The sequence below is a fragment of the Streptomyces sp. NPDC002788 genome, assembly GCF_053592115.1.
Genome location: NZ_JBSFVB010000006.1, coordinates 144028 through 167740 on the forward strand (window position 1 = coordinate 144028; position 23713 = coordinate 167740).

18 protein-coding genes and 4 pseudogenes are annotated in these 23713 nt (G+C 72.1%); 11 read left to right on the forward strand and 11 right to left on the reverse strand.

The features are described from left to right. Positions 1–13 precede the first annotated feature (13 nt). The 3 genes from ACWD1U_RS13650 to ACWD1U_RS13660 all read left to right on the forward strand — a co-directional run bounded on the left by ACWD1U_RS13650 (position 14) and on the right by ACWD1U_RS13660 (position 3091). A complete protein-coding gene (locus tag ACWD1U_RS13650) occupies positions 14–970 on the forward strand; it encodes an alpha/beta hydrolase (RefSeq protein WP_451107224.1) in 957 nt (318 codons plus the stop codon). 122 nt (positions 971–1092) lie between these two features. After that, entirely contained in the window at positions 1093–2310 is a 1218-nt protein-coding gene (locus ACWD1U_RS13655) for a PucR family transcriptional regulator (protein WP_451107226.1), read from the forward strand. A gap of 139 nt (positions 2311–2449) precedes the next feature. Next, entirely contained in the window at positions 2450–3091 is a 642-nt protein-coding gene (locus ACWD1U_RS13660) for a cutinase family protein (protein WP_451107228.1), read from the forward strand. Positions 3092–3173: 82 nt separating this feature from the next. Here the strand turns inward: ACWD1U_RS13660 and ACWD1U_RS13665 are convergent, their stop codons facing one another. Both ACWD1U_RS13665 and ACWD1U_RS13670 read right to left on the reverse strand, forming a co-directional pair. Next, positions 3174–4898 (reverse strand): hypothetical protein, encoded by a 1725-nt coding sequence (locus tag ACWD1U_RS13665; RefSeq protein WP_451107528.1) that lies wholly within the window; start codon positions 4896–4898, stop codon positions 3174–3176. A gap of 579 nt (positions 4899–5477) precedes the next feature. Beyond that, positions 5478–6310, reverse strand: a pseudogene (locus ACWD1U_RS13670) (aldo/keto reductase); the annotation flags it as partial. 176 nt (positions 6311–6486) lie between these two features. Here ACWD1U_RS13670 and ACWD1U_RS13675 point away from each other — a divergent pair. Next, positions 6487–6900, forward strand: a complete 414-nt coding sequence (locus ACWD1U_RS13675; RefSeq protein ID WP_451107230.1) for a VOC family protein — start codon at positions 6487–6489, stop codon at positions 6898–6900. Positions 6901–7016: 116 nt separating this feature from the next. On the opposite strand, the pseudogene ACWD1U_RS13680 reads toward ACWD1U_RS13675, so the two are convergent. Next, positions 7017–7259 (reverse strand): annotated as a pseudogene (locus ACWD1U_RS13680) (LacI family DNA-binding transcriptional regulator); the annotation flags it as partial. An 87-nt stretch (positions 7260–7346) separates the two neighbouring features. Here ACWD1U_RS13680 and ACWD1U_RS13685 point away from each other — a divergent pair. The 3 genes and pseudogenes from ACWD1U_RS13685 to ACWD1U_RS13695 all read left to right on the forward strand — a co-directional run. Continuing rightward, positions 7347–7442, forward strand: a pseudogene (locus ACWD1U_RS13685) (2-keto-myo-inositol dehydratase); the annotation flags it as partial. A gap of 9 nt (positions 7443–7451) precedes the next feature. Beyond that, positions 7452–8891, forward strand: coding sequence for a sugar porter family MFS transporter (locus tag ACWD1U_RS13690; protein WP_451107232.1), 1440 nt, complete (start codon positions 7452–7454; stop codon positions 8889–8891). 136 nt (positions 8892–9027) lie between these two features. Further along, the gene (locus ACWD1U_RS13695) at positions 9028–9912 is read left to right on the forward strand and encodes a Gfo/Idh/MocA family protein (RefSeq protein ID WP_451107234.1); all 885 of its coding nucleotides are present in this window, start codon (positions 9028–9030) and stop codon (positions 9910–9912) included. Between the two features lie 146 nt (positions 9913–10058). Here ACWD1U_RS13695 and ACWD1U_RS13700 read toward each other — a convergent pair whose 3' ends face one another. Together ACWD1U_RS13700 and ACWD1U_RS13705 are read right to left on the reverse strand one after the other, a co-directional pair. Next, a complete protein-coding gene (locus ACWD1U_RS13700) occupies positions 10059–10256 on the reverse strand; it encodes a hypothetical protein (protein ID WP_451107236.1) in 198 nt (65 codons plus the stop codon). Between the two features lie 74 nt (positions 10257–10330). Further along, positions 10331–11236 carry a GNAT family N-acetyltransferase gene (locus ACWD1U_RS13705; protein ID WP_451107238.1) on the reverse strand — a complete coding sequence of 302 codons (906 nt, stop codon included), beginning with the start codon at positions 11234–11236 and terminating at the stop codon, positions 10331–10333. Between the two features lie 345 nt (positions 11237–11581). Here ACWD1U_RS13705 and ACWD1U_RS13710 point away from each other — a divergent pair, with 345 nt between their 5' ends. Together ACWD1U_RS13710 and ACWD1U_RS13715 are read left to right on the forward strand one after the other, a co-directional pair. Further along, a complete protein-coding gene (locus ACWD1U_RS13710; protein ID WP_451107240.1) occupies positions 11582–12691 on the forward strand; it encodes a PP2C family protein-serine/threonine phosphatase in 1110 nt (369 codons plus the stop codon). A 244-nt stretch (positions 12692–12935) separates the two neighbouring features. After that, a complete protein-coding gene (locus ACWD1U_RS13715) occupies positions 12936–13142 on the forward strand; it encodes a hypothetical protein (protein WP_451107242.1) in 207 nt (68 codons plus the stop codon). A gap of 93 nt (positions 13143–13235) precedes the next feature. Here ACWD1U_RS13715 and ACWD1U_RS13720 read toward each other — a convergent pair whose 3' ends face one another. Next, positions 13236–13727 carry a DUF5709 domain-containing protein gene (locus tag ACWD1U_RS13720; RefSeq protein WP_451107530.1) on the reverse strand — a complete coding sequence of 164 codons (492 nt, stop codon included), beginning with the start codon at positions 13725–13727 and terminating at the stop codon, positions 13236–13238. Positions 13728–14141: 414 nt separating this feature from the next. On the opposite strand from ACWD1U_RS13720, the gene ACWD1U_RS13725 reads away from it, so the two are divergent. Together ACWD1U_RS13725 and ACWD1U_RS13730 are read left to right on the forward strand one after the other, a co-directional pair. Further along, on the forward strand, positions 14142–15611 hold the full coding sequence (locus ACWD1U_RS13725; RefSeq protein WP_451107244.1) for an APC family permease: 1470 nt from the start codon (positions 14142–14144) through the stop codon (positions 15609–15611). Positions 15612–15623: 12 nt separating this feature from the next. Further along, positions 15624–16595, forward strand: a complete 972-nt coding sequence (locus tag ACWD1U_RS13730) for a hypothetical protein (RefSeq protein WP_451107246.1) — start codon at positions 15624–15626, stop codon at positions 16593–16595. Between the two features lie 52 nt (positions 16596–16647). Here the strand turns inward: ACWD1U_RS13730 and ACWD1U_RS13735 are convergent, their stop codons facing one another. The 5 genes and pseudogenes from ACWD1U_RS13735 to ACWD1U_RS13755 form a co-directional block, all read right to left on the reverse strand. Continuing rightward, positions 16648–17793, reverse strand: a complete 1146-nt coding sequence (locus ACWD1U_RS13735; protein ID WP_451107248.1) for a HoxN/HupN/NixA family nickel/cobalt transporter — start codon at positions 17791–17793, stop codon at positions 16648–16650. A gap of 151 nt (positions 17794–17944) precedes the next feature. Then, positions 17945–18791 (reverse strand): annotated as a pseudogene (prcB, locus tag ACWD1U_RS13740) (proteasome subunit beta). Positions 18792–18866: 75 nt separating this feature from the next. Further along, positions 18867–20366 carry a hypothetical protein gene (locus ACWD1U_RS13745; protein ID WP_451107250.1) on the reverse strand — a complete coding sequence of 500 codons (1500 nt, stop codon included), beginning with the start codon at positions 20364–20366 and terminating at the stop codon, positions 18867–18869. 151 nt (positions 20367–20517) lie between these two features. Then, complete coding sequence (locus ACWD1U_RS13750) at positions 20518–22872, reverse strand: glycoside hydrolase family 65 protein (RefSeq protein ID WP_451107251.1); 2355 nt, start codon at positions 22870–22872, stop codon at positions 20518–20520. After that, positions 22869–23606: an HAD family hydrolase gene (locus ACWD1U_RS13755; protein ID WP_451107253.1), complete on the reverse strand. Its 738-nt coding sequence runs from the start codon at positions 23604–23606 to the stop codon at positions 22869–22871. The genes ACWD1U_RS13750 and ACWD1U_RS13755 overlap by 4 nt, the downstream gene beginning before the upstream one ends. Between the last annotated feature and the right edge of the window lie 107 nt (positions 23607–23713).

Genomic DNA, 23713 nt, shown 5'->3' on the forward strand with positions numbered 1-23713 from the left:
CCGAGGAGCCGCCATGCCCGACCTGCCACCGAAGCCCGCTGCCGGAGTGTCCCGCCGCGCCGTCACCGGAGCGGCGGCCGCCGCCGGTCTCGCCCTCCTGTTCGGGGCCGCGAGCGGAACGGCCCGCGCCCGGGCGGCCACCCGGCTCGGTCCGCGCACGCTGGATGTGTCCGTGCCTTCCGCCGCGCTCGGCCGCAGCGCGCCGGTCCGGCTGATCCTGCCCTCGGACTTCCGCACGCGGCCGGACAAGAAGTACCCCGTGCTGTACCTGCTGCACGGTGCCCACGACGACTACACGTCCTGGACCCGTGAGACGGACATCGAGGCCTTCACCGAGGGCCGCGACCTGATCGTGGCCATGCCGGACGCCGGTCCCACCGGCATCCCCAGCGTCTGGCGCGACGGCCCGGACTACGAGACGTTCCAGGTGACGGAGGTGCCGGCGCTGCTTGCCCGGGACTACCGGGCGTCCGGTGTGCGGGCGGTCGCCGGTGTCTCCACCGGCGGTTACGGGGCGATGGCCCACGCCGCCCGTCATCCCGGGGCGTTCAAGGCCGCGGCCTCCTACAGCGGCATCCTCGACACCACCGCCCCGGGTGTTCCGGCCATCATGGACGCCATCGTGGCCCGCGAGAACCTGCCCGCCGCGTCCCTGTGGGGCAATCCGCTGCTGAACCTCCTGACCTGGCGGGACTTCAACCCGCGGGCTCGCGCCGCCGGGCTGCGCGGCACCGCGCTGTACGTCTCGCAGGGCAGCGGAGTGGGCGGTGGCAACGGCGATCCACTGCCCGGGGTGCTGGAGAGCGCGCTGTGGCCCTCGTCCCAGGGCTTCGCCCGCACGCTGTCCCTCATGAGTGTCCCGGCGACCACGCACTTCTACCGGGGAGGAGGACACGACTGGGCCCACTGGAAGCCGGAGTTCAGAGCCTCGTGGCCTGTCCTCGCCCGTGCGCTGGGCGTGCCCGAGTGACCGGGGTGCCGTCGGGGCACGGAACGGAGCGGAGGGGTCGTCCGTCCAACAGCGGACTACCCACTCGTCCCACTGGCAACAGCCCGCGGGTGAGTCGCTTCCGGTCGAAAGGAGTGTCCGTGATGGCTGTGCCGACTCCGCACAGCGTGCCGGACCGCCCGGCCCTGCCGCAGGTCCCGCCCGGGCTGGCGGAGCTGCTGCGCGCCCAGCTGGCCGCGGTCGCCGACGAGGTGGAGGCGGAGGTCCGCCGCCAGGTCCCCGAGTACGCGCGGGCCGCCGACGGCACCTATCGCCAACACCTGCGGTCGGGGGTGGTGCAGGCGCTGACCCTGTTCGTCGACCACATCGCCGACCAGCGCGACGACGGGGCCGCGATCGCCGCGACGTACTACGAACTCGGTCGAGGTGAGGCGCTGGAGGGCCGCAGCCTGGACGCGCTGCAGTCCGCGCTGCGGATCGGCGGACTGCACGCCTGGCGGCAGATGGGCCGGACGGCGGAGGAGCTCGGCCTGGACTCCACGGCCGTGGCCGCGCTGGGCGAGCTGGCGTTCCGGACCGTGCACGAGGTCGCCCAGGCGGCCGCGGCCGGCTATGCCGAGGCCCAGCTGCGCAGCTCGGACGAGCTGGAGCGGCGCCGCAGGCGGTTGCTGGACCTGCTCCTGGAAGACGGGCCGGTGGCGCTGGAGGCTGTGCAGGATCTGGCGCACAACGCGCGCTGGCCGGTACCCCGGACGGTCGCCGTGGTGGCGCTCGCGGCGGCGCCGGACCGGCGGGAGGAGGACCGGCCGCTGGCGGCGGCGGGCGCGCTGGTGGACATGGAGTCCCGTCCGCCCCGCATGCTGGTGCCGGACCCGGACGGATCCGGTCGCCTCGGCCGGGCGTTCACGCTGGCGCTGCGCGGCCGGCCCGCCGCGATCGGCCCCACGGTGGCGGTCACGGAGGCGGCGCAGTCCCTGCGCCTCGCCACCCGGGCGCTCGGGCTGATGGGGCGTGAGATCCTGCCCCGCCAGGGCGTGGTGCACTGCTCGGAGCATCTGTCGACGCTCCTGCTGTACGGCGACGAGCCCCTGCTCGAACGGCTCCGGGCCCGGGTGCTCGCGCCGCTCGATGCGGTCTCGGCGGGGCAGCGCGACCGGCTCGCCGAGACACTGCTGGCCTGGCTGCTCAGCGGCAGCAACGTGCCGGACGTCGCCGCACGGCTGCACATCCACCCGCAGACGGTCCGCTACCGCCTGCGTCAGCTGGAGAAGCTGTTCGGCGACGCCCTGCACGATCCGGACACCCGCCTCGACCTCATTGTCGCGCTTCGCGCTGAATCAGTGCGGGCACGACAGGACTGATTTCCCCGTACTCAATCGCCGACAAAAATCGGCGAGGATTCCATAATCCCATCCATAACACTCGGCATCATCAAACGAATACGTTCGGGACCTGCTTTTTCGCAGGCGCTCCACGCGCCCCACACGCGGAGGATCCCCCATGCGTATCCGTTTGTGTCTCGCCGCGCTCTCGCTGGCCGGCGGGGCCGGAATTGCCACCCTCTCGGCTCCCCCGGCCACCGCCGCGGCCTGCTCGGACGTGGAACTCGTCTCGGCGCGCGGCACCTTCGAGCCGGGCACGCTCGGCTTCATCGTCGGCGACCCGGTGCATTCCGCGCTGCAGAAGAAACTGGCGGGCAAAAGCCTGTCCAGCTACAAGGTGAACTACCCCGCCGATCTCTCCCCGACGTCCGCGGCGCAGGGCAACCTGGACCTGGTGAACCATGTGAAGAGCCAGGCCGCGGCATGCCCGAACCAGAAGTTCGTTCTCGTCGGCTATTCGCAGGGCGCGAACGTCGTCGACAACTCGATCGGCATCAGCAGCGCGGGCGCGGTGGTCGGCAGCCCCATCGTGGCCACGCTGCCCGCCGCGGTGGAGCCGAAGGTCGCCGCGGTGCTTCTGTTCGGCAATCCGATCCGGGCCCTCGGCAAGAGCGTCACCGGCACCTACCAGAGCCGCACCCTGGACATCTGCGCGAAGGGCGACCCCGTCTGCGAGAGCGGCGGCGGCGATGTCGGCGCCCACCTCGGCTACCGGGACGACGCCGACACGGCGGCCGCGTTCGCCGCGGGCAGGCTCTAGCCGAAGGCGGCACACGAAGGGGCCCGGGAGGAGATCCAGGAGATCCTCCCGGGCCCCGGGCGTGTGGACGGTTCCAACGGGTCTATCGCGGCGACTTCGCGAAGCCGGCGAGGCTGGTGGAGACGGGTTCGGGCCTGCCGTTGTTCTGCTCGGCCGCGGCCGTGAGCACGTCGAGGTGCTGGTAGCCGTCGGCGACGACGGGGTGCAGCTCGGGCGGGACCCGGCCGGCGAGCAGTCCCTCACCGGCGAGGACGGTGAGCACGGGGTTGGCCTTGAGGCCGCCGGGGTGGACGACGAGCTGCTTCACCTGCGGCGAGGTGGCCAGCTGGATGTCCGTCACCAGCTTGGTCGGGAAGTACTGCTCGGTGAAGTCCAGCGGCTGCTCGGCCAGACTGCGTGCCAGCTGCCGCACATCGGTGACCTCCTCGCCGGGGCCGGTGAACGGCGTGCCGTCGGCCGACCGGTGGCCGGGGTCGTCGGGATCGCCCACGCGGTCGTAGTTGCGCCAGGTGTAGAGGGGGCCCTGCGGCCGGTCCGGGATGGCCTTGTACGCGGTGCCGTACAGCCCGGGCCGCTGCGTACCGCCGTTGGCCACGGGGAAGCTCTTGTCGGCGATCGGCCCGCCGTCGAAGAAGCCGACGCTGGTCTGCAGGAAGGCCAGCGGTACGGAGTTGTCGTCGAGCAGCGCGCCGAGCACCGCCCCGTTGGTGAGCCGGAAGTCCTTGACCGAGGGGGTGCCGGTGAGGAAGGCGGCGGTGTCCTTGGAGAACAGGAAGCGGTTGGTGGCCTCGATGTTGAGGTTGGCCGGCAGGTAGCGGGGCAGGTCGGCCTCGCCGTCCAGGTCGTTGAGGGCGCCCAGGCCGGCGATGCCGAGCAGGGTCATGGTCTCGGGGTTGAGCAGCACCGGCGCGTTCAGGGTGCGCGGCAGCACCCCGCTGTCCAGTCCGGCCTGCACGACACCGTAACCGAGGCCGACGTCGGGCAGGTTGGTGTCGTCCGGCAGGCTTCCGTTGAGGTCGGCCAGCGAGGTGGAGACGGTCGTGTCGAGGGCGAAGTAGCCGGCGCACTGCTGGTAACCGGCGTCCGCGGTGGTGGTGCGGTCGCCGTCGAAGTCGGCAGCGGCGAAGTAGCCGGTGATCACACCCCCGAGCGAGTGCCCGCCGCACAGCACCTTCCGTTTGCGCTGCTCCGGGTTGGGCAACTCGGCGGTGAGCAGGTCGTACTGGTCCCGCACGGTCTGCTCGATGCCGAGCTTCGCCATCCAGCCCAGTTGCGCGTTGCGGGCATAGCCGTCGAAGGTGCGGCCGCCGACCTGCTTGCCGCGGTAGTAGTAGTCGACGGCGGTGTGCTGGTCGCCGGAGGCGATGCCGGTGCGGTCCTCCAGGCAGTTGGAGCGCCGGTCGAGCGCCCAGAACTCGATGTGCAGGCCCTGCTCGGCGGCGCGCGCCACGGTGTTGCGGGCGACGCTGTCGAACGCCCCGGCCCCTTCCAGGATGCCGGGCTGGGCGATGAGGATCCGGTCCGCGTCGGCCGAGGCGGCCGGCCCGGCGGCCGAGCGGTAACGCAGGTACGACAGCCAGTCGCAGGCGACCGGACGGGGCCCGGCCGCCCGGGGCAGCGGCACCTTCACCCGCACCACCGATTCCGTCACCCCGGTCACCGGTGACGTCGACTGCACCGGCGTCTCGGTCCGCGCACCCTCGGCCCGGGCGCCCGGGGCGGTGGCCGTGAGTGTCCCCGCGGTCAGCAGCACCGCCAGTGCGGCGCCGCGCCACTTCCCTCTGCTCCTGCTGCTCCTGAGGTTCATGTCCATGCCACGGACGCTAGGGCTGCGGCACGGGGGTTCTCAGGGAGTGCTGATGAGAACTCAGCTTCCGGATCGCGCCTTGTCACCGGCGTACGAAGCACCCGGAGCCCGGGGGCGAGCCCCGCCCGTCCCGCTTCTGGACGCCACCGAGCTGCGCACCGGCCGTTTCGGGGGCATGGTGGGGCTATGGACGGTCAACCACCTGTGGTCGTACAGCCGCCCGCGTCGGACGGCGGACGGCTGGTGACCATCCACGGCGAGGACATGGGCGTCGCCTACAGCCTGTTCGACGTGCTCGACCTGCTGCACCGCGAGGGCCTGCCCACCACCGACACGGCCGTCGACGACACCGAGCTCATCGAGTGGCAGGGCGGAGGCCCCTACGACTGGAACAACGGGGCGGAGGCGTGAGCCTCCGTACGAGACCCCGGTCCTGTCCGTCGGCTCCGCGGCGTGGGCGGGCCCTACGCCGCTCCGGCCCCGCCGCCCCTGACCTCGGGCATGCCGACGAGGCGTAACGCCACCCCGCGGCAGACCACCTTCCGGGACTTCGCCGCAGCCCGCCCCTGATGCGGCCCCCGCCGCTCCGGCCGACCGGTCGAGCCGGGCCCGGTGGGCGGGCGTCAGCTTCAGGTCCGCCGCCGCCAGGTTCTCCTCCGGATGCTCGATCCGGGCCGTACCCGGGATCGGCAGGACCACCGGCGAGCGGGCGAGGAGCCAGGCGAGCGCGACCTGCGTCGGTGCGGCGTCGAGGTCGGCCGCCACGGCGGCGATGACAGCCTGGGCCCCCGCCTCCCCCCAGTCGACGGGCCGCCACGGCAGGAAGGCGATCCCGGCCGCCGCGCAGGCGTCCGGCACCGGCTCGTGCTCGCGGTCGAGCAGGTTGCAGCGGTTCTCCACGCACACCACCTCGACGATCTCCCGGGCCTGCTCCAGCTCGCCTACGGTGACCTCCGACAGCCCGATCCGGCCGACCAGGCCCTTCGCCTGGAGCTCCCGCAGCGTGCCGAGCTGCTCGGCGAGCGGGGGCTCCGGGTCGATGCGACGCAGCTGCAGCAGCTCGATCCGCTCGATCCGCAGCCGGCGCAGGGCCTGCTCGACATGGTCGCACCGGATCTCGGGACCGTCCGTCGAGCTTCCGGTCGCCGCCGGGGCCGGTGCGCGTGTCACCCACCTCGGTGGTGATCAGCAGCCCCTCCAGGCAGGGGTGCGGGGCCTCGGCGAGGAGTTCCTCGTTGGTCCCCCGCCGTACAGGTGCGCCGTGTCGATCAGTGTGACGCCAGCTCCACGGCCCGCCGGGCGACCGCGAGGGCGTTCTCCCGGTCCGGGCCGGGCTCGGTGGGCAGACGCATGGCTCCGAAACCGAGCCGGCCCACGTCCAGGTCCCCGCCGACGCGGAACGTCGTCGTCATGAACCGCCGCCTTCCGCCTGTACTCAAGAGGCAACGCTGACAGCACAGTCGGCGACTTCACCGGCCCCGGCGACAGGACCGCCCCGCCCAGGGTGCGGCACGCTCGACGAGCCGTTGCCCGTGCCCGGCGTTACGCTGCGCGAAAATGACCCTTTGCCCCCTTCCGGGAGGTTCTCATGGTCTCGCGTCTCAACCCGTACCTCACCTTCAACGGCGAAGCCCGTCAGGCGATGGAGTTCTACCAGGAGGTCTTCGGCGGCACTCTCGACCTCAACAGCTACGGAGACTTCGGTCAGGCGGACGCTCCCAACGCCGACAAGATCATGCACGGAATGCTCCAGACCCCGGGCGGCTTCACCCTGATGGGCGCCGACAACCCGCCGGGCATGGAGTCCGAGCAGGGGAGCCCGTTCTCCGTGAGTCTGAGCGGCGACGACGAGACCGAGCTGCGCGGCTACTGGGAGAAGCTGTCCGAGGGCGGCTCGGTGTCGGTACCGCTGGAGAAGCAGATGTGGGGCGACGTGTTCGGCATGTGCACCGACCGCTTCGGCGTCCCGTGGATGGTCAACATCAGCGGGTCGGAGAGCTGATCACCGACCGGGGCCGCTCGTGCCCGCCGGCCGCGAACGGCGGGTGCGGGTGGCCCTCGGCGCGCCTGCGACCCGCTCCCGCGGCCATCGACTTCGCCGCATCACGATGTGTCGCGGGCGGGCTCGGCGTCCGTACCGAGCAGGATCACCGCCTCGCAGCGGTGGCTGAGCAGCGCCTCGACCGCCTCGGCCTCGCTGCGGCCGCGGGTGGCCCGGAGAGCGGGACGTCATAGCCGTGCCGTTCGGCGTCGGGTAGATGTCCCTGGATGAGATCGGTGTGGAAGGTCTGGTGCACGGTGAACATGACGCCGAGCGTGCGAAGCCACCCCGGCCGGCAGCCGGGCCGCGCCGTCGGGCCGGTCGCGGGTACAGGTCCCGCTCGACGATCATGAACAACTCGGCGTCGGGCTTCTTGAGTCACCCACCACGTCGGCCGGGTTCGGCACGCTCCCGAGGTGCCGCTGCCCATCGCGGTCGGCACCTGTGAGAACCTGGCCGGCTGCGGCCTGTCGGGTACCCGGCGCCCGAACATCGACAGGTGAGGAGCGGCCATGGACGTCAGGGACGACACGACACCGGCCCCCGCCCCGGCCCCTGCCACCGCCGTCACGGACGACGGCCCCCCGGCGGTCAAGCGGCGCCTGCGGCTGATCACGATCATCGCCACGTTCGGTGGTCTGCTCTTCGGATACGACACGGGCGTCATCAACGGCGCCCTGCCCTACATGACCGACGACCTCGGTCTGACCCCCGTCACCGAGGGCATGGTCACCAGCTCGCTGCTGCTCGGTGCCGCGCTCGGCGCCGTGACCGGCGGACGGTTGTCGGACGCGCGCGGCAGGCGGCGCACCATCCTGCTGCTGGCCGTGCTGTTCTTCGTCGGCGCGCTCGGCTGCACGCTCGCGCCGACGACCGCGGTGATGATCGTGGCGCGGTTCGTGCTCGGTCTCGCGGTCGGCGGTGCCTCGGTGACCGTCCCGGTCTACCTCGCGGAAGTGTCGCCCGCCGAACGGCGCGGCGCCCTCGTCACCCGAAACGAACTGATGATCGTCACAGGGCAGCTGCTGGCGTTCACCTCGAACGCGATCATCGCCCGGGTCGGCGGCGAATCCGGCGGGGTGTGGCGCTGGATGCTGGTCATCGCCACGCTGCCGACCGTGGTGCTGTGGTTCGGCATGCTGGTGATGCCGGAGAGCCCGCGCTGGCTGGCCTCCGGGAGCCGCTCCGGCGAGGCTCTCGAAGTCCTGAGGCAGGTGCGCTCGCAGGCCCGGGCCGAGGCCGAACTGAAGGAGGTCACCGCGCTCGCCGTCAAGGACGAGCAGGGCAGGCTCGGCGGCTGGCAGGACATCAAGAGCACGCCGTGGGTGCGGAAGCTGGTGTTCGTCGGGTTCGGCATCGCGATCGTGCAACAGATCACCGGCGTCAACACGATCATGTACTACGGGACCCAGATCCTCACCGACGCCGGATTCGCCGCCGACAGCGCCCTGACGGCCAACATCGCCAACGGGGTGATCTCGGTGCTGGCCACCTTCGTCGGCATCTGGCTCCTGGGCCGTGTGCCACGCCGCCCGATGCTGATGACCGGTCAGGCCGGCACGACCGTCGCCCTGCTGCTGATCGGCGTCTTCTCGATGGTGCTGCCCTCCGGTGATCCGCGGGCCTACGCCGTGCTCGCCATGACGGTCACGTTCCTCGCCTTCCAGCAGGGGGCGATCTCGCCGGTGACCTGGCTGATGCTGTCGGAGATCTTCCCGATGCGGATGCGCGGCTTCGGCATGGGTGTGGCGGCCGTGGTGCTGTGGCTGACCAACTTCGTGATCGGGCTGGTCTTCCCGTCCCTGGTCTCCGGCATCGGAATCTCCGACACCTTCTTCCTGTTCGTGGTCGCGGGCGTGCTGTCCCTCACCTTCGTGAAGCTGTACGTCCCCGAGACCAAGGGCCGCACCCTGGAGACCCTCGAGGCCGAGCTGCGGACGCGCTTCTCCTGAGCTTGTCCTCTTCTCGATGTCGAAGGCCTCCGCGAACCGGCCCTTCCCGTCCCGCAGGACGTTCGTGCCGCAGGGGGGCCTCGCCGCGCTGTTGTATGACAGGCTCTTCGTTCAGGCACCGTGGAGAGGCGGCGGCATGCGGATAGGACTGCTCGGCACCGGCCCGTGGGCGCGGATGGCCCACGCACCCGCACTGAGTGGGCACGACGAACTCGACTTCGCCGGTGTGTGGGGGCGCCGCCCCGAGGCGGCGAAGGAGCTGGCCGAACGGCACGGCGTCCGGGCGTACGACGACGTGGACGAGCTGTTCGCAGACGTGGACGCGGTCGCCGTGGCGCTGCCTCCCGAGGTGCAGGCCGGGCTCGCCGCGCGGGCGGCGCGGGCCGGGTGTCATCTGCTGCTCGACAAGCCCCTCGCGCCGACGGTGGAGCAGGGACGGGCCGTGGTCGAGGCCGCCGAGGAGGCCGGGGTCGCCTCGGTCGTGTTCTTCACGGCCCGCTTCCAGCCCGAGCCTCAGGCGTGGATCGCCGAACAGGCGGCGGTGCCGGGCTGGTTCACGGGACGGGCGCAGTGGCTCGGGGCGGTGTTCACCAGCGAGAGTCCCTTCGCGACGCCGTGGCGGCGGGAGAAGGGCGCCCTGTGGGACGTCGGTCCGCACGCCCTCTCCGTGCTGCTGCCGGTGCTGGGCGACGTGCGGCGTGTGGCGGCGGCCGCGTACGGACCCGGGGACACGGCGCATGTCGTCCTCGACCACGCCGGTGGCGCGTCGAGCACCCTCACCCTGAGCCTGACGGCGCCGCCCGCCGCGGCCGGTGCCGCCGTGGAGCTGCGCGGTGAGGCCGGTGTCGCGTTCTTCCCGGAGAGCTCCGACGGAGCGGTCCCCGCCCTGATGCGGGCCGCGAGCGCCCTGCTCACCGCCGCCCGGACCGGCCACCCGCACGCCTGTGACGCGGCGTTCGGCCTCCGGGTCACCGAGGTCCTCACGGCGGCCCAGGGCCTGCTGAACGGCGGCGCGCGCTAGTCCTCGTCGGGTTCGTCGGGCTCGTCACTCCAGCGGAACCATGCCGCGTCGCCCTCGATGTGCAGGAGGAACGCGGGGACCGGGCCGTCCGGGGAAGAGAGGGAGACGCGTCGGGTGATCTCGGCGTAGACGCGCTCCCACTCCTCCTAGATCAGGTCGTAGTCCTGTCTGGCCAGAGCGAGTTCCTGTGCGGAGAGGTCGCGGACGGAGTCGAAGGACGGGCCGGGGGTGAAGCGGCCGGAGAGCCAGGGAAAGGCGGCCTCCTCGACCACGATCTCCCCGACCGCTCCATCCGGTTCCCGCCCGGCACTGTGCACCCGCCACACCTGGCCCTTGAAGCCCACGCCCGCCTCCGTCGCCCCGGATGGACCACTGTGACCGCCGGTTTGCCACCCGGCACTGACAGCGGCCGGTCGCGTCAGGCCGTACGGCCGTCCCGCGGTGGGTCGAAGTTGAGCCGCTCCTTCACCACCGGGTAACCGGCCTTGGTGAAGTTCGCGGCCATCGGGAAGTTGTCCTGGTCCGTCGCGGCGGCGATGAACTCCGCCCCCTGGCCGGCCAGGAAGTGGGTGCACTCGGCGAGGAGGTCATAGGCGTAGCCGTGGCCGCGCTGGTCCGGCAGGACGCCGATGAAGCCGATGCACGGGCCCGAGGGGTTGTGGGCCGGGATGTGGATGCCGGCCGTCTCGCCCTGCGGGGTGTACGCGACCTGCCACCACTCGCGGGGCGAGGGGCACCAGTGGAAGAAGTCGAGTTCCTCCTGGGCCGCCTGGTCGAGGCCGCCCTGCTCGATGGCCTTCAGCGCGTGGGCGTCGAGGGTGGCGGAGTGGATGCGGCGCAGCGCGTCGAAGAACACGGCGTCGTCCGGTTCGGGGCGGAACTCGAGGCGCCCGGGCCGCTCGGGCAGGCCCCGGTCGGGGGTCCAGCGGTACAGGAGGCGTTCGACCAGGAGGGCGAAGCCGGCCTTCCGGGCGGCGGTGACACGGGTCTCGGCGGCGGTGCGCAGCGCCGGGTCGTCGCGCCAGCCGACGGGCAGATTCAGCTCCAGTTCGACCTGCCAGGGGGCGGTGCGCAGGAGTTCGGCGCCCGCTTCCTCCTCTCCTTCGGCCACGTCGAACCAGTTGAGGCTGAGGGGCTCGCTGTCGTCGGGACCACCCCACCAGGCACCGCGCGCGACGACGCGGCCGTCGCGCAGCGCCACCCGCTTCCAGTCGGGGCGGTGCCGGGTCAGCCGATGGCCCTCACGGGCGCGCAGCGGGTCGGGCAGGCTGTCGAAGAGTGCGGCGTCGCTCGTGTCGAGCGCGCGGATGACCGGATCGGTCATGGGTGTCCTCCGGGACGCATGCTGCGGAGAGCGCTCCCGGTCGGTCAGTCAAGGCACGCCGGGACAGCGGGGAGGGAGCGCGGGAACGGTGTGAACTGCACGGCTCTGCCCTCCTTCCGCTGGTCTGGGGCGTGGCCCGCCACACGTTACGGGATCACCCCGGGCCCGTCCATCGCATTCCCGGCTGAGCTCAAGTGGCCCTCGAGAGCCGGTCAAGGACTCGGCGATGTTCTGCGACACCACCATGGCCGGCATCCGGACGCTCACGCCCTTCCGGCCGGCGCCGACGGCCGCTCGCGGCGGGCCCGGCGTGCGGTGGGCGGACGGGCGTAGCAGCGTGGTGGTGTGAGCAGTGCGCGCGGCCGGTCCCGCCGGGCCCGTGGCCGGGACCGGCCGGGCTGGCTGTACGGCGCGCCGCCGGGCTGGGCCCGGGTTCTGCCGTCCGCGCTGCTGGCGGGCGTGTGTGCGGTGGAGCTGCTCAGCCCGGATCCGCTCGATATCGGCTTCCTGCTGGGCGCCATCCCGCCGCTGGCCGTGCTGGCGCACGGGCCGCTGGCAACGGCGGCGCTCGGGGCGCTGGCGGTACTCGTGCTGACCGTCCCGGTCTTCAACCTCAACGACCCCGGCAGCACCGACGTACTGACGGTGGGCTTCGTCTCGGTGCTGAGCGTGCTGTTGTCCTACGTCCGCAGCAGGCGGGACGCGCAGCTCGTCACCGAGCGGGCCGTCGCCGAAGCCGCGCAGCGAGCCGTCGTGCCGCCGCTGCCGGAGCAGGTCGGTCCGGTGCGGTGCGCGGGCCTGTACCGGGCCGCCCAGAGCGGGACGCTGGTCGGGGGCGACTTCTTCGACGTACGGGCGGGCCCCTACGGCGTGCGGGCCGTCATGGGCGATGTGCAGGGGCACGGACTGTCGGCCGTGGCCACGGTCGCCTCGCTGCTGGGCGCCTTCCGGGAGGCCGTGCTGGACCAGCCGGACCCGGAGGCGGTCGCGGCCCGGCTCGACCGGAGGCTGGCGGTGGACTCGGCGGACGATCTGCACGCCGAGCTGTTCGCGACGGCGGTGCTGCTGGACTTCTCCGCCGACGCCCGGGTGCTGCGGATCGTGGCATGTGGGCAGCCGGGCCCGCTGCTGCTGCGGGACGGCAAGGCCGTGGAACTGGACGTCGAGCCCTGCACGCCCCTCGGTCTCGGCCTGGCCGGGGCCGCTCCGCCCCGGGTCGTCTCGGTGCGGCTGCGCGCCGGTGACCGGCTCTTCCTGGCGTCCGACGGCGTGACCGAGGCCAGGGACGGCGTCGGGGACTTCTACCCGCTGGCCGAGCGGCTGCCGGGCCTCGCCGAGGAGGACCCGGCCGCCCTGGCCGAGCGGGTGTGGTCCGACCTCGTCCGGTACTGCCCGGACGTACGGGACGACGTCACGATGCTGGTGCTCGCGCCTCGCCTGCCGAGCGGGCCCTGATACAGCGGCCGGCGGCGACCCGCGATCTTTCGCGGGCCACCGCCGGCGAACCGTACGTGTGACTCCACCTTCACCCGGAGGAGGCCGACGTGACACCTGGGCGTCCGGACCGGGGGCACGCGTCTGCCGGCGCCTGTCCCGCCCTCTCCGGATGCACGCCGCGCTCCCGGGGGGAATGGTGATATCGGACCCTCTTTTCAGCACCGGGGCCGCACCAGTGATCCGGACCCTAGGAGCAGAGAACATGTCGACCTCACAGCCTGCCGCGTCCCGGCCGCCCGAGGACCGCACCACCCCGGACCGCCTGCTCCACGCCCGCACCGGCACCGATGTGTCACCGGAGGACCTCGTCCTCGCCTCGGGCAAGGACCTCACCCCGCACAACATCGAATGGGCCAAGCGCAAGCTGGCGAAGGAGGGGCCGGCCGCCCTGGAGAAGCTGCTGCCCTAGCCGCCCCGCTGCACACGCGAGGCCACCGGCCCGGCGCGGATGTGCTCGGGTGCGGCGGCCTCGCCTGTGCCGGCGTGGACGTGGGCGGGCGGCTCACGCCCTGCCGTCGTCCTCCGGCAGCGTGCTGTCGTCCTCCACCACGTGCACGGCGGCCTCTTCCGCGCCGGCCGCTCCGCCGTCGATGCCGAGGTCGGTCGCGACGGCGTCCTTCGTGGTGTCGGGGTGGGCGCCCTCGTCCGGGGCGACCAGGCGGCCGGCGCGCACGGTGCCCGCCTCGGGGTCCACCGGCTCGCCGTCGCTGTCGGGGCTGTCGCCGACGCCGTCCCCGACGGGCTCGGCGGACACGTCCGGGACCTCCTGGGACAGCCGTTCGTCGAGACTCTCACCCTCGTGCTGCTCCGCGGCGGTGGTGCCACGCTTGGTGACGCCGAGCGGCTTCTCCGGCGGGGAGTAGCCCTCGTCGAGGGTGTCGTCGTAGGTCCGTTCGTCGACGGCGTCCTGCAGGTCCAGCGGCGCGGCGTCCTCCTGCTCCTCGTTGGTCCCGGTGGGCTGGTACACGTCGTCCGCCATCGGTTCGGGGCGCATCGGTTCCGTGCCCATCACTCCTGCCTCCCTGTCGCGCTGCGTCGACTCGTCGATCTCTCCTGTCCGTTCCCGCGTTTCCCGTTACGCGGGCTCTAACCTCGGCGGATACGCCCTGGTCGGGAGGTCGCCCGAACGTCCCGGGGAACGACAGGAGTCGAAACCCGGCGCGGCCACGGACGTTACCCACCAGTTAATCTTGAAACATCAACGAGTGGGACTATCATCACTCGCACACACGGTGTGACCGACTGCCGACGCGACGGCAGCACGGTATCCGCCGTCCCTTTTTTCACCGCCCTCGGCCCGAGGCCACCCCCTTCTCGGCCCCGGGGGCGCGCTCCACCCCCCGCTCCCCCACGCCACAGGGGCGGCACGCCCGCTCCCCCGTCGTGCACAAGTGAAAGCAGCGCATCCATGAGCATCAGCAGGGGCAGAGGGCTGCAGGCCAATGTCCTCGGCACGTTCGACACCGTGGTGATGGCGGTCGCGGGCAGCGCACCGGCGTACTCGCTGGCCGCGACGACCGCCGTCCTGGTCGGCGCGGTGGGACTGGCCAGTCCGGCCGCCCTGCTGTACTGCGCGATACCCATGCTGGGCATCGCGCTGGCGTTCAGCTACCTCAGCCGGATCGACGTCAACGCGGGCGCCAGCTACTCGTGGGTGGGACGCACGCTCCATCCCTTCCTGGGCTTCATCAGCGGCTGGGCGCTGGTGATCTCGGCGACGATCTTCATGGTGGCCGGTTCGCTGCCCGCCGGTTCGATGACGCTCGCGCTCTTCGACGACAAGCTCGCCGAGAACACCGCGCTGTCCACGGTGGTCGGCGCGGCCTGGTTCCTGGTCATGCTGTGCGTGGTGCTCGGCGGCGCCCGGCTCACGGTCCGGGCCCAGCTGATCATGTCCGGGGTCGAGCTCGCCATCCTGGCCCTGTTCGCGGTGCTCGCCTTCTTCCACACCGGCAACGCCCGCGCCTTCGACTGGTCCTGGCTCGGCTTCGGCCACTTCGACGGCATGGCGGGCTTCGCGTCGGGCGCGCTCATCGCGGCGTTCTACTACTGGGGCTGGGACGTCACCAGCAACCTCAGCGAGGAGACCCGCAACAGCCGCCGTACGACCGGCCTCGCGGGCCTGATCGGGGTGGGCATCGTCTTCCTGCTGTTCGAGGTGTTCACCATCGCGGTGAACGTGATCCTGTCCTCGCGGCAGATCGAGGAGAACGACGCGAACGTGCTGGCGGTGCTCGGTGAGGAGGTCTGGCCGGGGTGGGGCGGAAAGCTGCTGATCGTGGCCGTGATGCTGTCGACCATCGCCACGTTGGAGACGACGCTCATCCAGGTCACGCGCTCGCTGTTCGCGATGGGCCGGGACCGTACGATGCCGTCCGCGCTGGGCCGGGTGCACCGCAGGTGGAACACCCCCTGGGTGGCGATCGTGGTGGTCGGGGCGGTGGCGCTGGTGATGTTCATCGCCTCCAACGCCCTCGGCACGGTCGGCGACATCCTCTCCGACGCCATCTCGGCGATCGGCCTGCAGATCGCGGTCTACTACGGTCTCGCGGGGCTCGCGGTGGTCGTCGCGTACCGGAAGACGCTGCTGAAGTCCGCCGCCAACCTCGTCTTCGGCGGCCTGTGGCCGCTGTTCGGAGCCCTGTTCATGTTCTGGGTCTTCGTGGAGTCGCTGGGCGAGTTGAGCAGCGCCGCGATCGCCATCGGCATCGGCGGGCTCGCCGTCGGGCTGGTCCCGATGCTCTGGTACTGGCGGCGGGGCAGCGACTACTACCGGCCCGCCAGACTGGACGCCTCACGCGCGGTCGAGACGGACTACGTCCCCGACGAACGGGCCGCGCACGCCCGCGTCCACGAGGGTCTGTCCACCGACTTCTGAGGGGAACCGGCCATGGTGCGAGGCAGTCTCAGACGCGGCTTCACTCCCGACTTCGACCCCGACTGCGGCGACACCGGCCTCACCTCGGCCCGGCAGGACGTCGTGATCGGCCGCTGGCAGGGGTTGCGGGACCTGCTGGATGCCACCGGCCCCGACTGGCCGGCCCGGGGGCACCGGATCCGGATGCTGGCGCAGGCCTGCGCGGGCAGTTCGACGGTGGAGTCCTGGCTGTCGGCGGACGCCCGCAGCGCCGACGCGCTGGTGCTGCGGGCGGCGACGGAGACGGCCCGGGCGTTCAACGTGGCGATCGCATCGGGGCGGGGGGTGCCGATCGACCAGCACCGTGTGGACACCGCGGTGATGGCCTGCCTGACGGCGGCCGAGGCCTGCCCGGAGGATCCCACGCCGTGGGTGTCGCTGATCTCGGTCGCGCGACTGTACCCGTCGGGGGTGCGCCGGCAGGAACTGGGGCGCTGGTGGGACGAGTTGCACGGGCGGGACCCGTACAGCGTCGAAGGGCATCTGCAGGTGCTGCACTACTACTCGGCGCGCTGGCACGGCACGCACGGTCTGATGTACGACTTCGCCCGGGACGCGGCCGGGGTGGCACCGCTCGGCTGCGCACTACCGGTGCTGGTGCAGTACGCCCGGGTCGAGGAGTACCGTTTCGCCCTGGACGCGGCCCAGGGCAGGCATTCCGCCGTGCGGCTCGCGCAGCACTGGAACCACGACGGCGCGGTGAGCGACGTACGGCGGACCTGGCAGCGCTGGGTCATGAGCCGGACGGAGAGCGGGATCGCGCCGGGTGAACTCCGCGATTTCAACTACCTTGCCCACGCGGCCTGTTCGGCCGGTGCGACGGACATCGCCGGCGTCATCCTGGGCATGCTGGGCTCCCGCGCGACCCGCACGCCGTGGTCGTACACGGGCGATGCGGAGAAGCAGATCGTCAAGTGGCGCAAGGAGCTGCGGATGAGGGTGTGAGGTGGGGGCTCTTTCCCGCTGAGCGGCGAACCACCGGCGGGCAACCGGCCGTTCACTCAGCGGCCCGGCCGGCCGGCGCCAGACCGCCCGCCCACTTCTCCTCGATGCGTCCGAGCTTCCACACCAGCAGCGCCACCACCCAGGTCGCGAAGAACAGGGCGACGACGACGTAGCCGAGGATGTTGAGGTCGAGGCCGGAGATCCAGTTCCAGAAGGGGCCGTGCAGGTCGAACTTCTCGGCGAGGAGGCCGAGGAGTTCGACGGTTCCGATGAGGAGGGCCACGGCGACGGACAGGCCGGTGATCGTGAGGTTGTAGTACACCTTGCGGACCGGCTTGGAGAAGGCCCAGCCGTAGGCGAAGTTCATGAACGAGCCGTCGACGGTGTCGAGGAGGCACATACCGGCGGCGAAGAGGACGGGCAGGCACAGGATCGCGTACCAGGGCAGGCCGGAGGCGGCGCCGGAGCCGGCCAGGACCAGCAGGGCGATCTCTGTCGCGGTGTCGAAGCCGAGGCCGAAGAGGAGGCCCAGCGGGTACATCTGCCCGGGCTTGGAGACCGACTTCATGACACGGCCAAGGAGGCGGTTCATGAGGCCGCGGTTGTTCAGCTGCTCCTCCAGGGCGGCCTCGTCGTAGCGGCCCGAGCGCATCGCGCGGAAAACCTTCCAGATGCCCGCGAGGATCACGAGGTTGACGGCCGCGATGAGGTAGAGGAACGCCCCGGAGACGGTCGTGCCGATCAGGCCGGTGACGTCGTGCAGCGCGGAGCCGTCGTCGCGGACCGGCCCGGCCAGGGTTTTCACGCCCAGGGTGAGCAGGAAGGCCAGGGCGAAGACGACGCTGGAGTGGCCGAGGGAGAACCAGAAGCCGACCGACAGCGGCCGCTGCCCCTCGCCCATCAGCTTGCGGGTGGTGTTGTCGATGGCGGCGATGTGGTCGGCGTCGAAGGCGTGCCGCATGCCCAGCGTGTACGCGGTGACGCCGATGCCGACGCCGAAGGTCTGCGTGCCGATGGTGCGGTGCTCGGGGGTGACGATCGCGACGAGGGTGAACCAGCCGATCACGTGCAGGGCCACGATGACCGCGACCATCCCCCCGACCCTGGTCCACTCCTGCCGCGTCATGGAGGTTCGCACGCGATGCCAGGCCGAGCGCTGGGCGGGGAGGCGCGGAGTGGACTCAGGGGCGGCCGTCATCGGGGGGAAGGTCTTTCTGTCGGGCGGACGGCTGCGGTGAACAGCCTTGTGCCATCCTCTGGTATCTGCAAGTCATGTGCAGTAAAGCCCGTGACAGGTCTTGTCCACGGAACCGAAAACTCCGCCGGGCCGACCGCCCGGCGGCGGGGTGTCACACCGCCGCGTTCGGCCCGTCCGGCCGGCTGCGGCGCTGCACGACCATCTCTTGGCTGAGCTCCTCAGCCTCTGCCTCGGTCAGCCGTTCGAAACCGTCCTCGGTGATGACGGACACGACGGGGTAGATGCGGCGGCCGAGGTCGGGCCCGCCCGTGGCGGAGTCGTCCTCCGCCGCGTCGTACAGCGCCTGCAGCGCGGCCAGGGCCGCTTCGCGCCGGGACATGCCCGGGCGGAACAACTTCTTCAGGGCGCCCCGCGCGTACGGCGATCCGGATCCCTCGGCGTGGAAGCCGAACTTCTCGTAACGTCCGCCGGCGACGTCGAAGCCGAAGATGCGGCCTCGTTCGCCCTCGGGGGCCGCGGGGTCGTAGCCGGCCAGCAGCGGGACGACGGCGAGCCCCTGCATGGCCTGGCCCAGGTTGTTCCGGATCATGGTGGCCAGCCGGGTCGCCTTCGCGGCGAGGGTCATGGGATGCCCTCGACCTTCTCGAAGTGCGTCAGCTCGACCTGATAGAGCTTCACCAGGTCCAGCGCGAGGCCGACCGAGCCGGCGAAGGCGACGGCGGTGTGGTCGTCGGCGGGGCGTACCTTCTCCAGGTCCCGCTGGGCGATCAGGTTGCCCATCGTGGCCCGCCGGTCCCCCGCGATCAGCCCGCCGTCGCGGTAGGTGAGGGCCAGCACGGTCGTGCCGTGCGGGGCGCCCTCGGCTCGGACGCCGTCCGGCAGGACGCGGCGGGTGCTCAGCAGCTCGGGGCGGTGCGCGGCCAGGAACTCCGTGAAGGACGAGGAGCCGGGGTGAAGAACTCCTCCCCCAGCCGTCCCTCGTGGTCGCTCACCGTCATGCCGTTCCCCCCTCGTCCGTGACCGTCAACCCACTCCTACCTGAACCGGTGGGAGGGGAAACGCGAGTCGCCGTGTCAGGGGTTGCTGTTCCGCTGCGCCGACGGTGCGACGCGTACGTCCAGGTCCGAGATGCGGTGGACCGGCCAGGCTCGGGCGTAGCGGGGCGGTGTGCCGCCGGCCGGTGCGATGTGGGCGGCCGGGAGACGGTCCGCGGTGCGCAGGATGGCGGCCGCGGTCATGTTCTCGTTGTTGCCGGAGGTCGCGCCCGAGGAGCAGCCGGTGTAGTAGCCGATCGGGATGGCCTCGTGGCCGGTGACCAGGCAGGGCGCGCGGACGCCGAGGCGGTGCAGCGCGTCGGCTGTGCGGTCCCAGTCCCGGCGGTTGTCGGTGTTGCGGGACACGGCGCCTTCCAGGACGGCGAGCTGCACCGCCAGGTGCCCGGCCAGACCCAGCGCGACCAGTGCGGCGGCCACCGGACGCCATGCCTTCCCGCCCGGAGTCCTGACCAGGTGCCACAGGGCGTCGGCGACCGGGATCGCGAGCAGGGCGTAGGCCGGCTGCAGGAAGCGGGGCGCCGCATAGCCGATCATGAACAGGTACGGCAGGGCGGCCGTGGCGGCACAGGCCAACGGGACCAGGGTCCGTTCCAGGCGCCGGGCCCGGCCCGCGACGACCAGTCCGAGGCCGGCCAGCACCGGCAGGACGAACCACCAGACGGCGACCACGGGGTGGGGCAGCGACCCGGTGCACGGACGGCACAGGGCACGTCCGCCCAGGCTGCGCAGCTGGTCGTCGACGGCGATCTGCCAGCCCAGGCCGCCCTGGATGCGGGAGGCCTCCGCCAGACGCTCCCCCAGACCGCCGTAGCTGACGTAGGCCTCGATCACCCACGGGACGGCGCCCGCCGCGAGGCCCGCCACGAGCGGGAGGAGCAGGCGCCAGTGGCGGCGGACCAGGGCGAGGACGAGCAGCGGCACGCTCACCCATACCGCGTCGGTGGGCCGCATCCACGCCATGAGCGCGGCACCGGCCGCGACGCCCCACAGGGCCGCGCGGGCGGACTGTCCGGCCCGGGCGCGCAGGAAGCAGCCCACGCTGATCAGGGCGCCGATCGCCACCCAGTAGTTGGGCATGGCCTGCGGACCGTAGAAGAGGGTCACCCACAGGGAGGCGAAGAGGGCGCCGCCGACGGCCAGGACGCGGGTCGGGAACAGGCCCCGCCAGGTACGCAGGGCCAGGTAGAGGGCGAGGCCGGACAGCAGGGCGAGGTAGACACGCAGCAGCGGGACGGACGACGACCAGGACGCGACGGGTGCGACCAGCAGGGAGACGCCGCGGGAGCGGGGTGCGCTGAAGAAGGCCGCGGGGTGGTGCGAGGTGACCTGGCTGACGTAGACGATCTCGTCCCAGCCGAGGCCCAGCACCGGCCGGACGAGGGCGAGCTGCGCGAGGGTGAAGACCACGGCCAGCACGGCGAGCGGCCGGTCGACGCGCCGCTTGCGAGCCGTGCCGGACGCCTCGGTCTGGGCACGTCTTCGCATACGGACGAGGATGGCGTTCGCGCCGTCGGTCATCGTCCACCCCTTTCCCACACGCCGTCGGGCCGCTGCGACCTCCCACCCGTCGGGCTGAAAGCCGGATGATCATCAACACGGCCAAGCTAACCCGCGGGGCGGGGGGACGCAGGGTGGAATACGGCCAAGTGCCTGACGTGGTCCGGGGGGGTCAGCGGGCGTTCGGGGCGCGGTGCGGGGGCTGGCTCGGGGCCGGGCGCCGCTTCAGCGGCGGGACGGTCCGCACGACCGGGGCGTCCTCGCTCACCGTCAGCTCGCTGCCGTGGTGACGGATCGTCAAAGGATCGCCGGAGCGCAGCGTGTACGTGGTCCGGTCGGCGGTCACCTCCACGCGCAGGCACCGGCCGAGGAAGCCGACCGTGAAGGCCAGCCGGCTGTACCGCGCGGGCAGGCGCGGCGCGAACCGCAGGGCGCCGTCCGTGCACCGCATGCCGCCGAACCCGGCGACCAGCGCCATCCAGGCGCCGGCCAGCGAGGCGATGTGCAGTCCGTCGCGGGTGTTGTGCTCCAGGTCGCCGAGGTCCATCAGCGCGGCCTCGGCCGTGTAGGCGCAGGCCAGGTCCAGATGGCCGGTCCGAGCGGCCATGACGGCCTGGACGCAGGCGGACAGGGAGGAATCGCGGACGGTCAGCGGCTCGTAGTAGGCGAAGTTGCGGGCGATCTGCTCCTCGTCGAAGTACTCCTCGAAGAAGCTGCCGCAGGTGTACATCGCCAGGACGAGGTCCGCCTGTTTGATCACCTGCTTGCGGTACAGGTCGAAGTACGGGAAGTGGAGCATCAGCGGGTACCGGTCCGGGCCGGTGCGGGCGAAGTCCCAGCGCTGGTGGCGGGTGAAGCCGGCGTGCTGTTCGTGCACGCCGAGCTCCTCGTCGTAGGGGACGTGCATGGCCTCGGCGGCGTCCCGCCAGGCGGCGCGCTCCTCCTCGTCGGCGCCGAGCCGCTCGGCCTCGTCGGGGTGGCGTTTGCAGGCGTCGGCCGCGGCCAGCAGATTCGCCCGGGCCATGAGGTTGGTGTACGTGTTGTCGTCGGCGATGGCGCTGTACTCGTCCGGTCCTGTGACGCCGTCGATGTGGAAGACGCCCCGGTCGTCGTGGTGACCGAGGGAGCGCCACAGGCGGGCGGTCTCCACCAGCAGTTCCACACCGACCTCGCGTTCGAAGGTCTCGTCGCCGGTGGCGGCCACGTACCGGACGACGGCGTCCGCGATGTCGGCGCCGACGTGGAAGGCGGCCGTGCCGGCGGGCCAGTACGCGGAGCCCTCGGAGCCCTCGATGGTGCGCCAGGGGAACGCTGCGCCGCGCAGGCCGAGTTGGGCCGCGCGCTCGCGGGCGGCGGGCAGGGTGTCGAGGCGCCAGCGCAGGGCCTCGGCGGCGGCCTGTGGCGCGGTGTAGGTCAGCAGGGGCAGGACGAACGTCTCGGAGTCCCAGAAGGCGTGGCCGTCGTAGCCGGAGCCGGTGAGGCCCTTGGCGGGTATGGCGCGCTGTTCGGCGCGGGCGCCGGCCTGGAGGACGTGGAAGAGGGCGAAACGGACGGCCTGCTGGATCTCCTCGTCACCGTCGATCTCGACGTCCGCACGGGCCCAGAAGTCGTCCAGACAGGCCCGCTGGTCCTCAAGCAGGCCCGGCCAGCCGCTGTGCCCGGCCGCCGCCAGGGCCGCCTCGACCTGGTCGCTCATGGCGGGCCGCGAGCGGACGCCGGACCAGCCGTGCGCGACCAGCTTCTCCACCCGTAGCCGCTCCCCCGGCTCCAGGACGGAGGTGACGGTCAGCCGGGCCACGTCCACGTTGCTCTCGCTGCTGGTGGTGGTCCGTTCGGGTCCGGTGACGGTGTGGTCGGCGGCCACGGCGACCCTCAGGCCGCTGCGGCGGGTGCGGTGGACCAGGCGCAACCGGCTGCCCGTGGCGAGGTCCTCCTCCGGTTCCAGCGGCGATTTCAGCGCCCGGGCGGCACGCGGGTCACCGTCCGGCTCGGGCAGGCTCTCGTTGGTGACCAGTTCCGACTGCACGACCACGCGGGTCCGGCTGTCGACGGGCTCCACCTCGTAGGCGACGGCGGCGATCGCCCGCTGGGTCAGGGACACCAGCCGCGTGGAGCGCACCCGCACGGTCGACCCGGCCGGGGAGGTCCATTCGCAGACCCTTTCCAGCACACCGCGCCGCAGGTCCAGGGTCCGTTCGTGGGTGACGAGCCGCCCGTAGCGCAGATCGAACGGCTCGTCGTCGACGAGGAGGCGCAGCACCTTGCCGTCGGTGACGTTGATGGACGTCTGGCCGGACTCGGGATAGCCGTAGCCGGCCTCCGCGTACGGCAGCGGGTGCAGTTCGTGGACGCCGTTGAGGTAGGAGCCGGGCAGGCCGTGCGGTTCGCCCTCGTCGAGGTTGCCGCGCCAGCCGACGTGGCCGTTGGACAGGGCGAACACGGACTCGCTCTGCGCCAGGACGTCGAGGTTGAGCTCCGTCTCCCGCACGGCCCAGGGTTCGACGGCGTACGCCCGCTGCGCGATCACCGCGTGTCCCCGAGTTCGGCGAGGTCCTTCACCACGATGTCGGCGCCGTGCGCGTAGAGCGCGTCGGTCTGTCCGACGCGGTCGACACCGACGACGTATCCGAAGCGGCCGGCGCGGCCCGCGTCCATGCCGGCCAGGGCATCCTCGAAGACGGCCGCCTCGGACGGTTCGACGCCGAGGTCCTCGGCGGCGGCGAGGAACGTGTCGGGGTGCGGTTTGCCGGGCAGTTCGCGCTCGGCGGCGACCACGCCGTCGATGCGCGCGTCGAAGAAGTGCTCGGCGCCGATCGAGCGCAGTACGTCGCGGCAGTTGGCGCTCGAGGAGACGATCGCGGTGCTCAGGCCGTGGGCGCGGACCGCCTCCAGGTAGCGCAGGGTGCCGTCGTAGGCCTCGACGCCGTCGGTGCGGATCTTCTCCAGGACCAGGTCGTTCTTCCGGTTGCCGAGTCCGTGCACGGTCCGGGCGTCCGGTGGGTCGTCCGGATCCCCTTCTGGCAGGTCGATGCCCCGGGAGGCGAGGAACGTGCGCACCCCGTCGGCGCGTGGCCGGCCGTCGACGTACTCGTCGTAGTCGGTCGCCTCGAACGGCCGGTGGTCCTCGCCGTCGCGCTCACGCAGGAAGGCGTCGAACATCTCCTTCCATGCGGCGGCGTGGACGACGGCCGTCCTGGTGACGACGCCGTCGAGGTCGAAGAGGCAGGCGTGGATGTCTTCGGGGAGACCGAGCTGCGTCATACCGGACCGGTTCCCCGCCCGGGGAGGTCCAGTGAGTGGCGCACGCCACACGCACGGGGGCGCGAGGGGGCACTCGGGCGCACCTGCCTGCTCCCGGCCCGCGCACG

What these genes read in the sequence shown, in the direction of transcription:
- ACWD1U_RS13755 (WP_451107253.1), bottom strand. Translation starts at nt 23,606, where the DNA reads ATGACGCAGCTCGGTCTCCCCGAAGACATCCACGCCTGCCTCTTCGAC.
- ACWD1U_RS13650 (WP_451107224.1), top strand. Translation starts at nt 14, where the DNA reads ATGCCCGACCTGCCACCGAAGCCCGCTGCCGGAGTGTCCCGCCGCGCC.
- ACWD1U_RS13725 (WP_451107244.1), top strand. Translation starts at nt 14,142, where the DNA reads ATGAGCATCAGCAGGGGCAGAGGGCTGCAGGCCAATGTCCTCGGCACG.
- ACWD1U_RS13690 (WP_451107232.1), top strand. Translation starts at nt 7,452, where the DNA reads ATGGACGTCAGGGACGACACGACACCGGCCCCCGCCCCGGCCCCTGCC.
- ACWD1U_RS13695 (WP_451107234.1), top strand. Translation starts at nt 9,028, where the DNA reads ATGCGGATAGGACTGCTCGGCACCGGCCCGTGGGCGCGGATGGCCCAC.
- ACWD1U_RS13665 (WP_451107528.1), bottom strand. Translation starts at nt 4,898, where the DNA reads ATGAACCTCAGGAGCAGCAGGAGCAGAGGGAAGTGGCGCGGCGCCGCA.
- ACWD1U_RS13720 (WP_451107530.1), bottom strand. Translation starts at nt 13,727, where the DNA reads ATGCGCCCCGAACCGATGGCGGACGACGTGTACCAGCCCACCGGGACC.
- ACWD1U_RS13730 (WP_451107246.1), top strand. Translation starts at nt 15,624, where the DNA reads ATGGTGCGAGGCAGTCTCAGACGCGGCTTCACTCCCGACTTCGACCCC.
- ACWD1U_RS13735 (WP_451107248.1), bottom strand. Translation starts at nt 17,793, where the DNA reads ATGACGGCCGCCCCTGAGTCCACTCCGCGCCTCCCCGCCCAGCGCTCG.
- ACWD1U_RS13705 (WP_451107238.1), bottom strand. Translation starts at nt 11,236, where the DNA reads ATGACCGATCCGGTCATCCGCGCGCTCGACACGAGCGACGCCGCACTC.
- ACWD1U_RS13660 (WP_451107228.1), top strand. Translation starts at nt 2,450, where the DNA reads ATGCGTATCCGTTTGTGTCTCGCCGCGCTCTCGCTGGCCGGCGGGGCC.
- ACWD1U_RS13655 (WP_451107226.1), top strand. Translation starts at nt 1,093, where the DNA reads ATGGCTGTGCCGACTCCGCACAGCGTGCCGGACCGCCCGGCCCTGCCG.
- ACWD1U_RS13675 (WP_451107230.1), top strand. Translation starts at nt 6,487, where the DNA reads ATGGTCTCGCGTCTCAACCCGTACCTCACCTTCAACGGCGAAGCCCGT.
- ACWD1U_RS13715 (WP_451107242.1), top strand. Translation starts at nt 12,936, where the DNA reads ATGTCGACCTCACAGCCTGCCGCGTCCCGGCCGCCCGAGGACCGCACC.
- ACWD1U_RS13745 (WP_451107250.1), bottom strand. Translation starts at nt 20,366, where the DNA reads ATGACCGACGGCGCGAACGCCATCCTCGTCCGTATGCGAAGACGTGCC.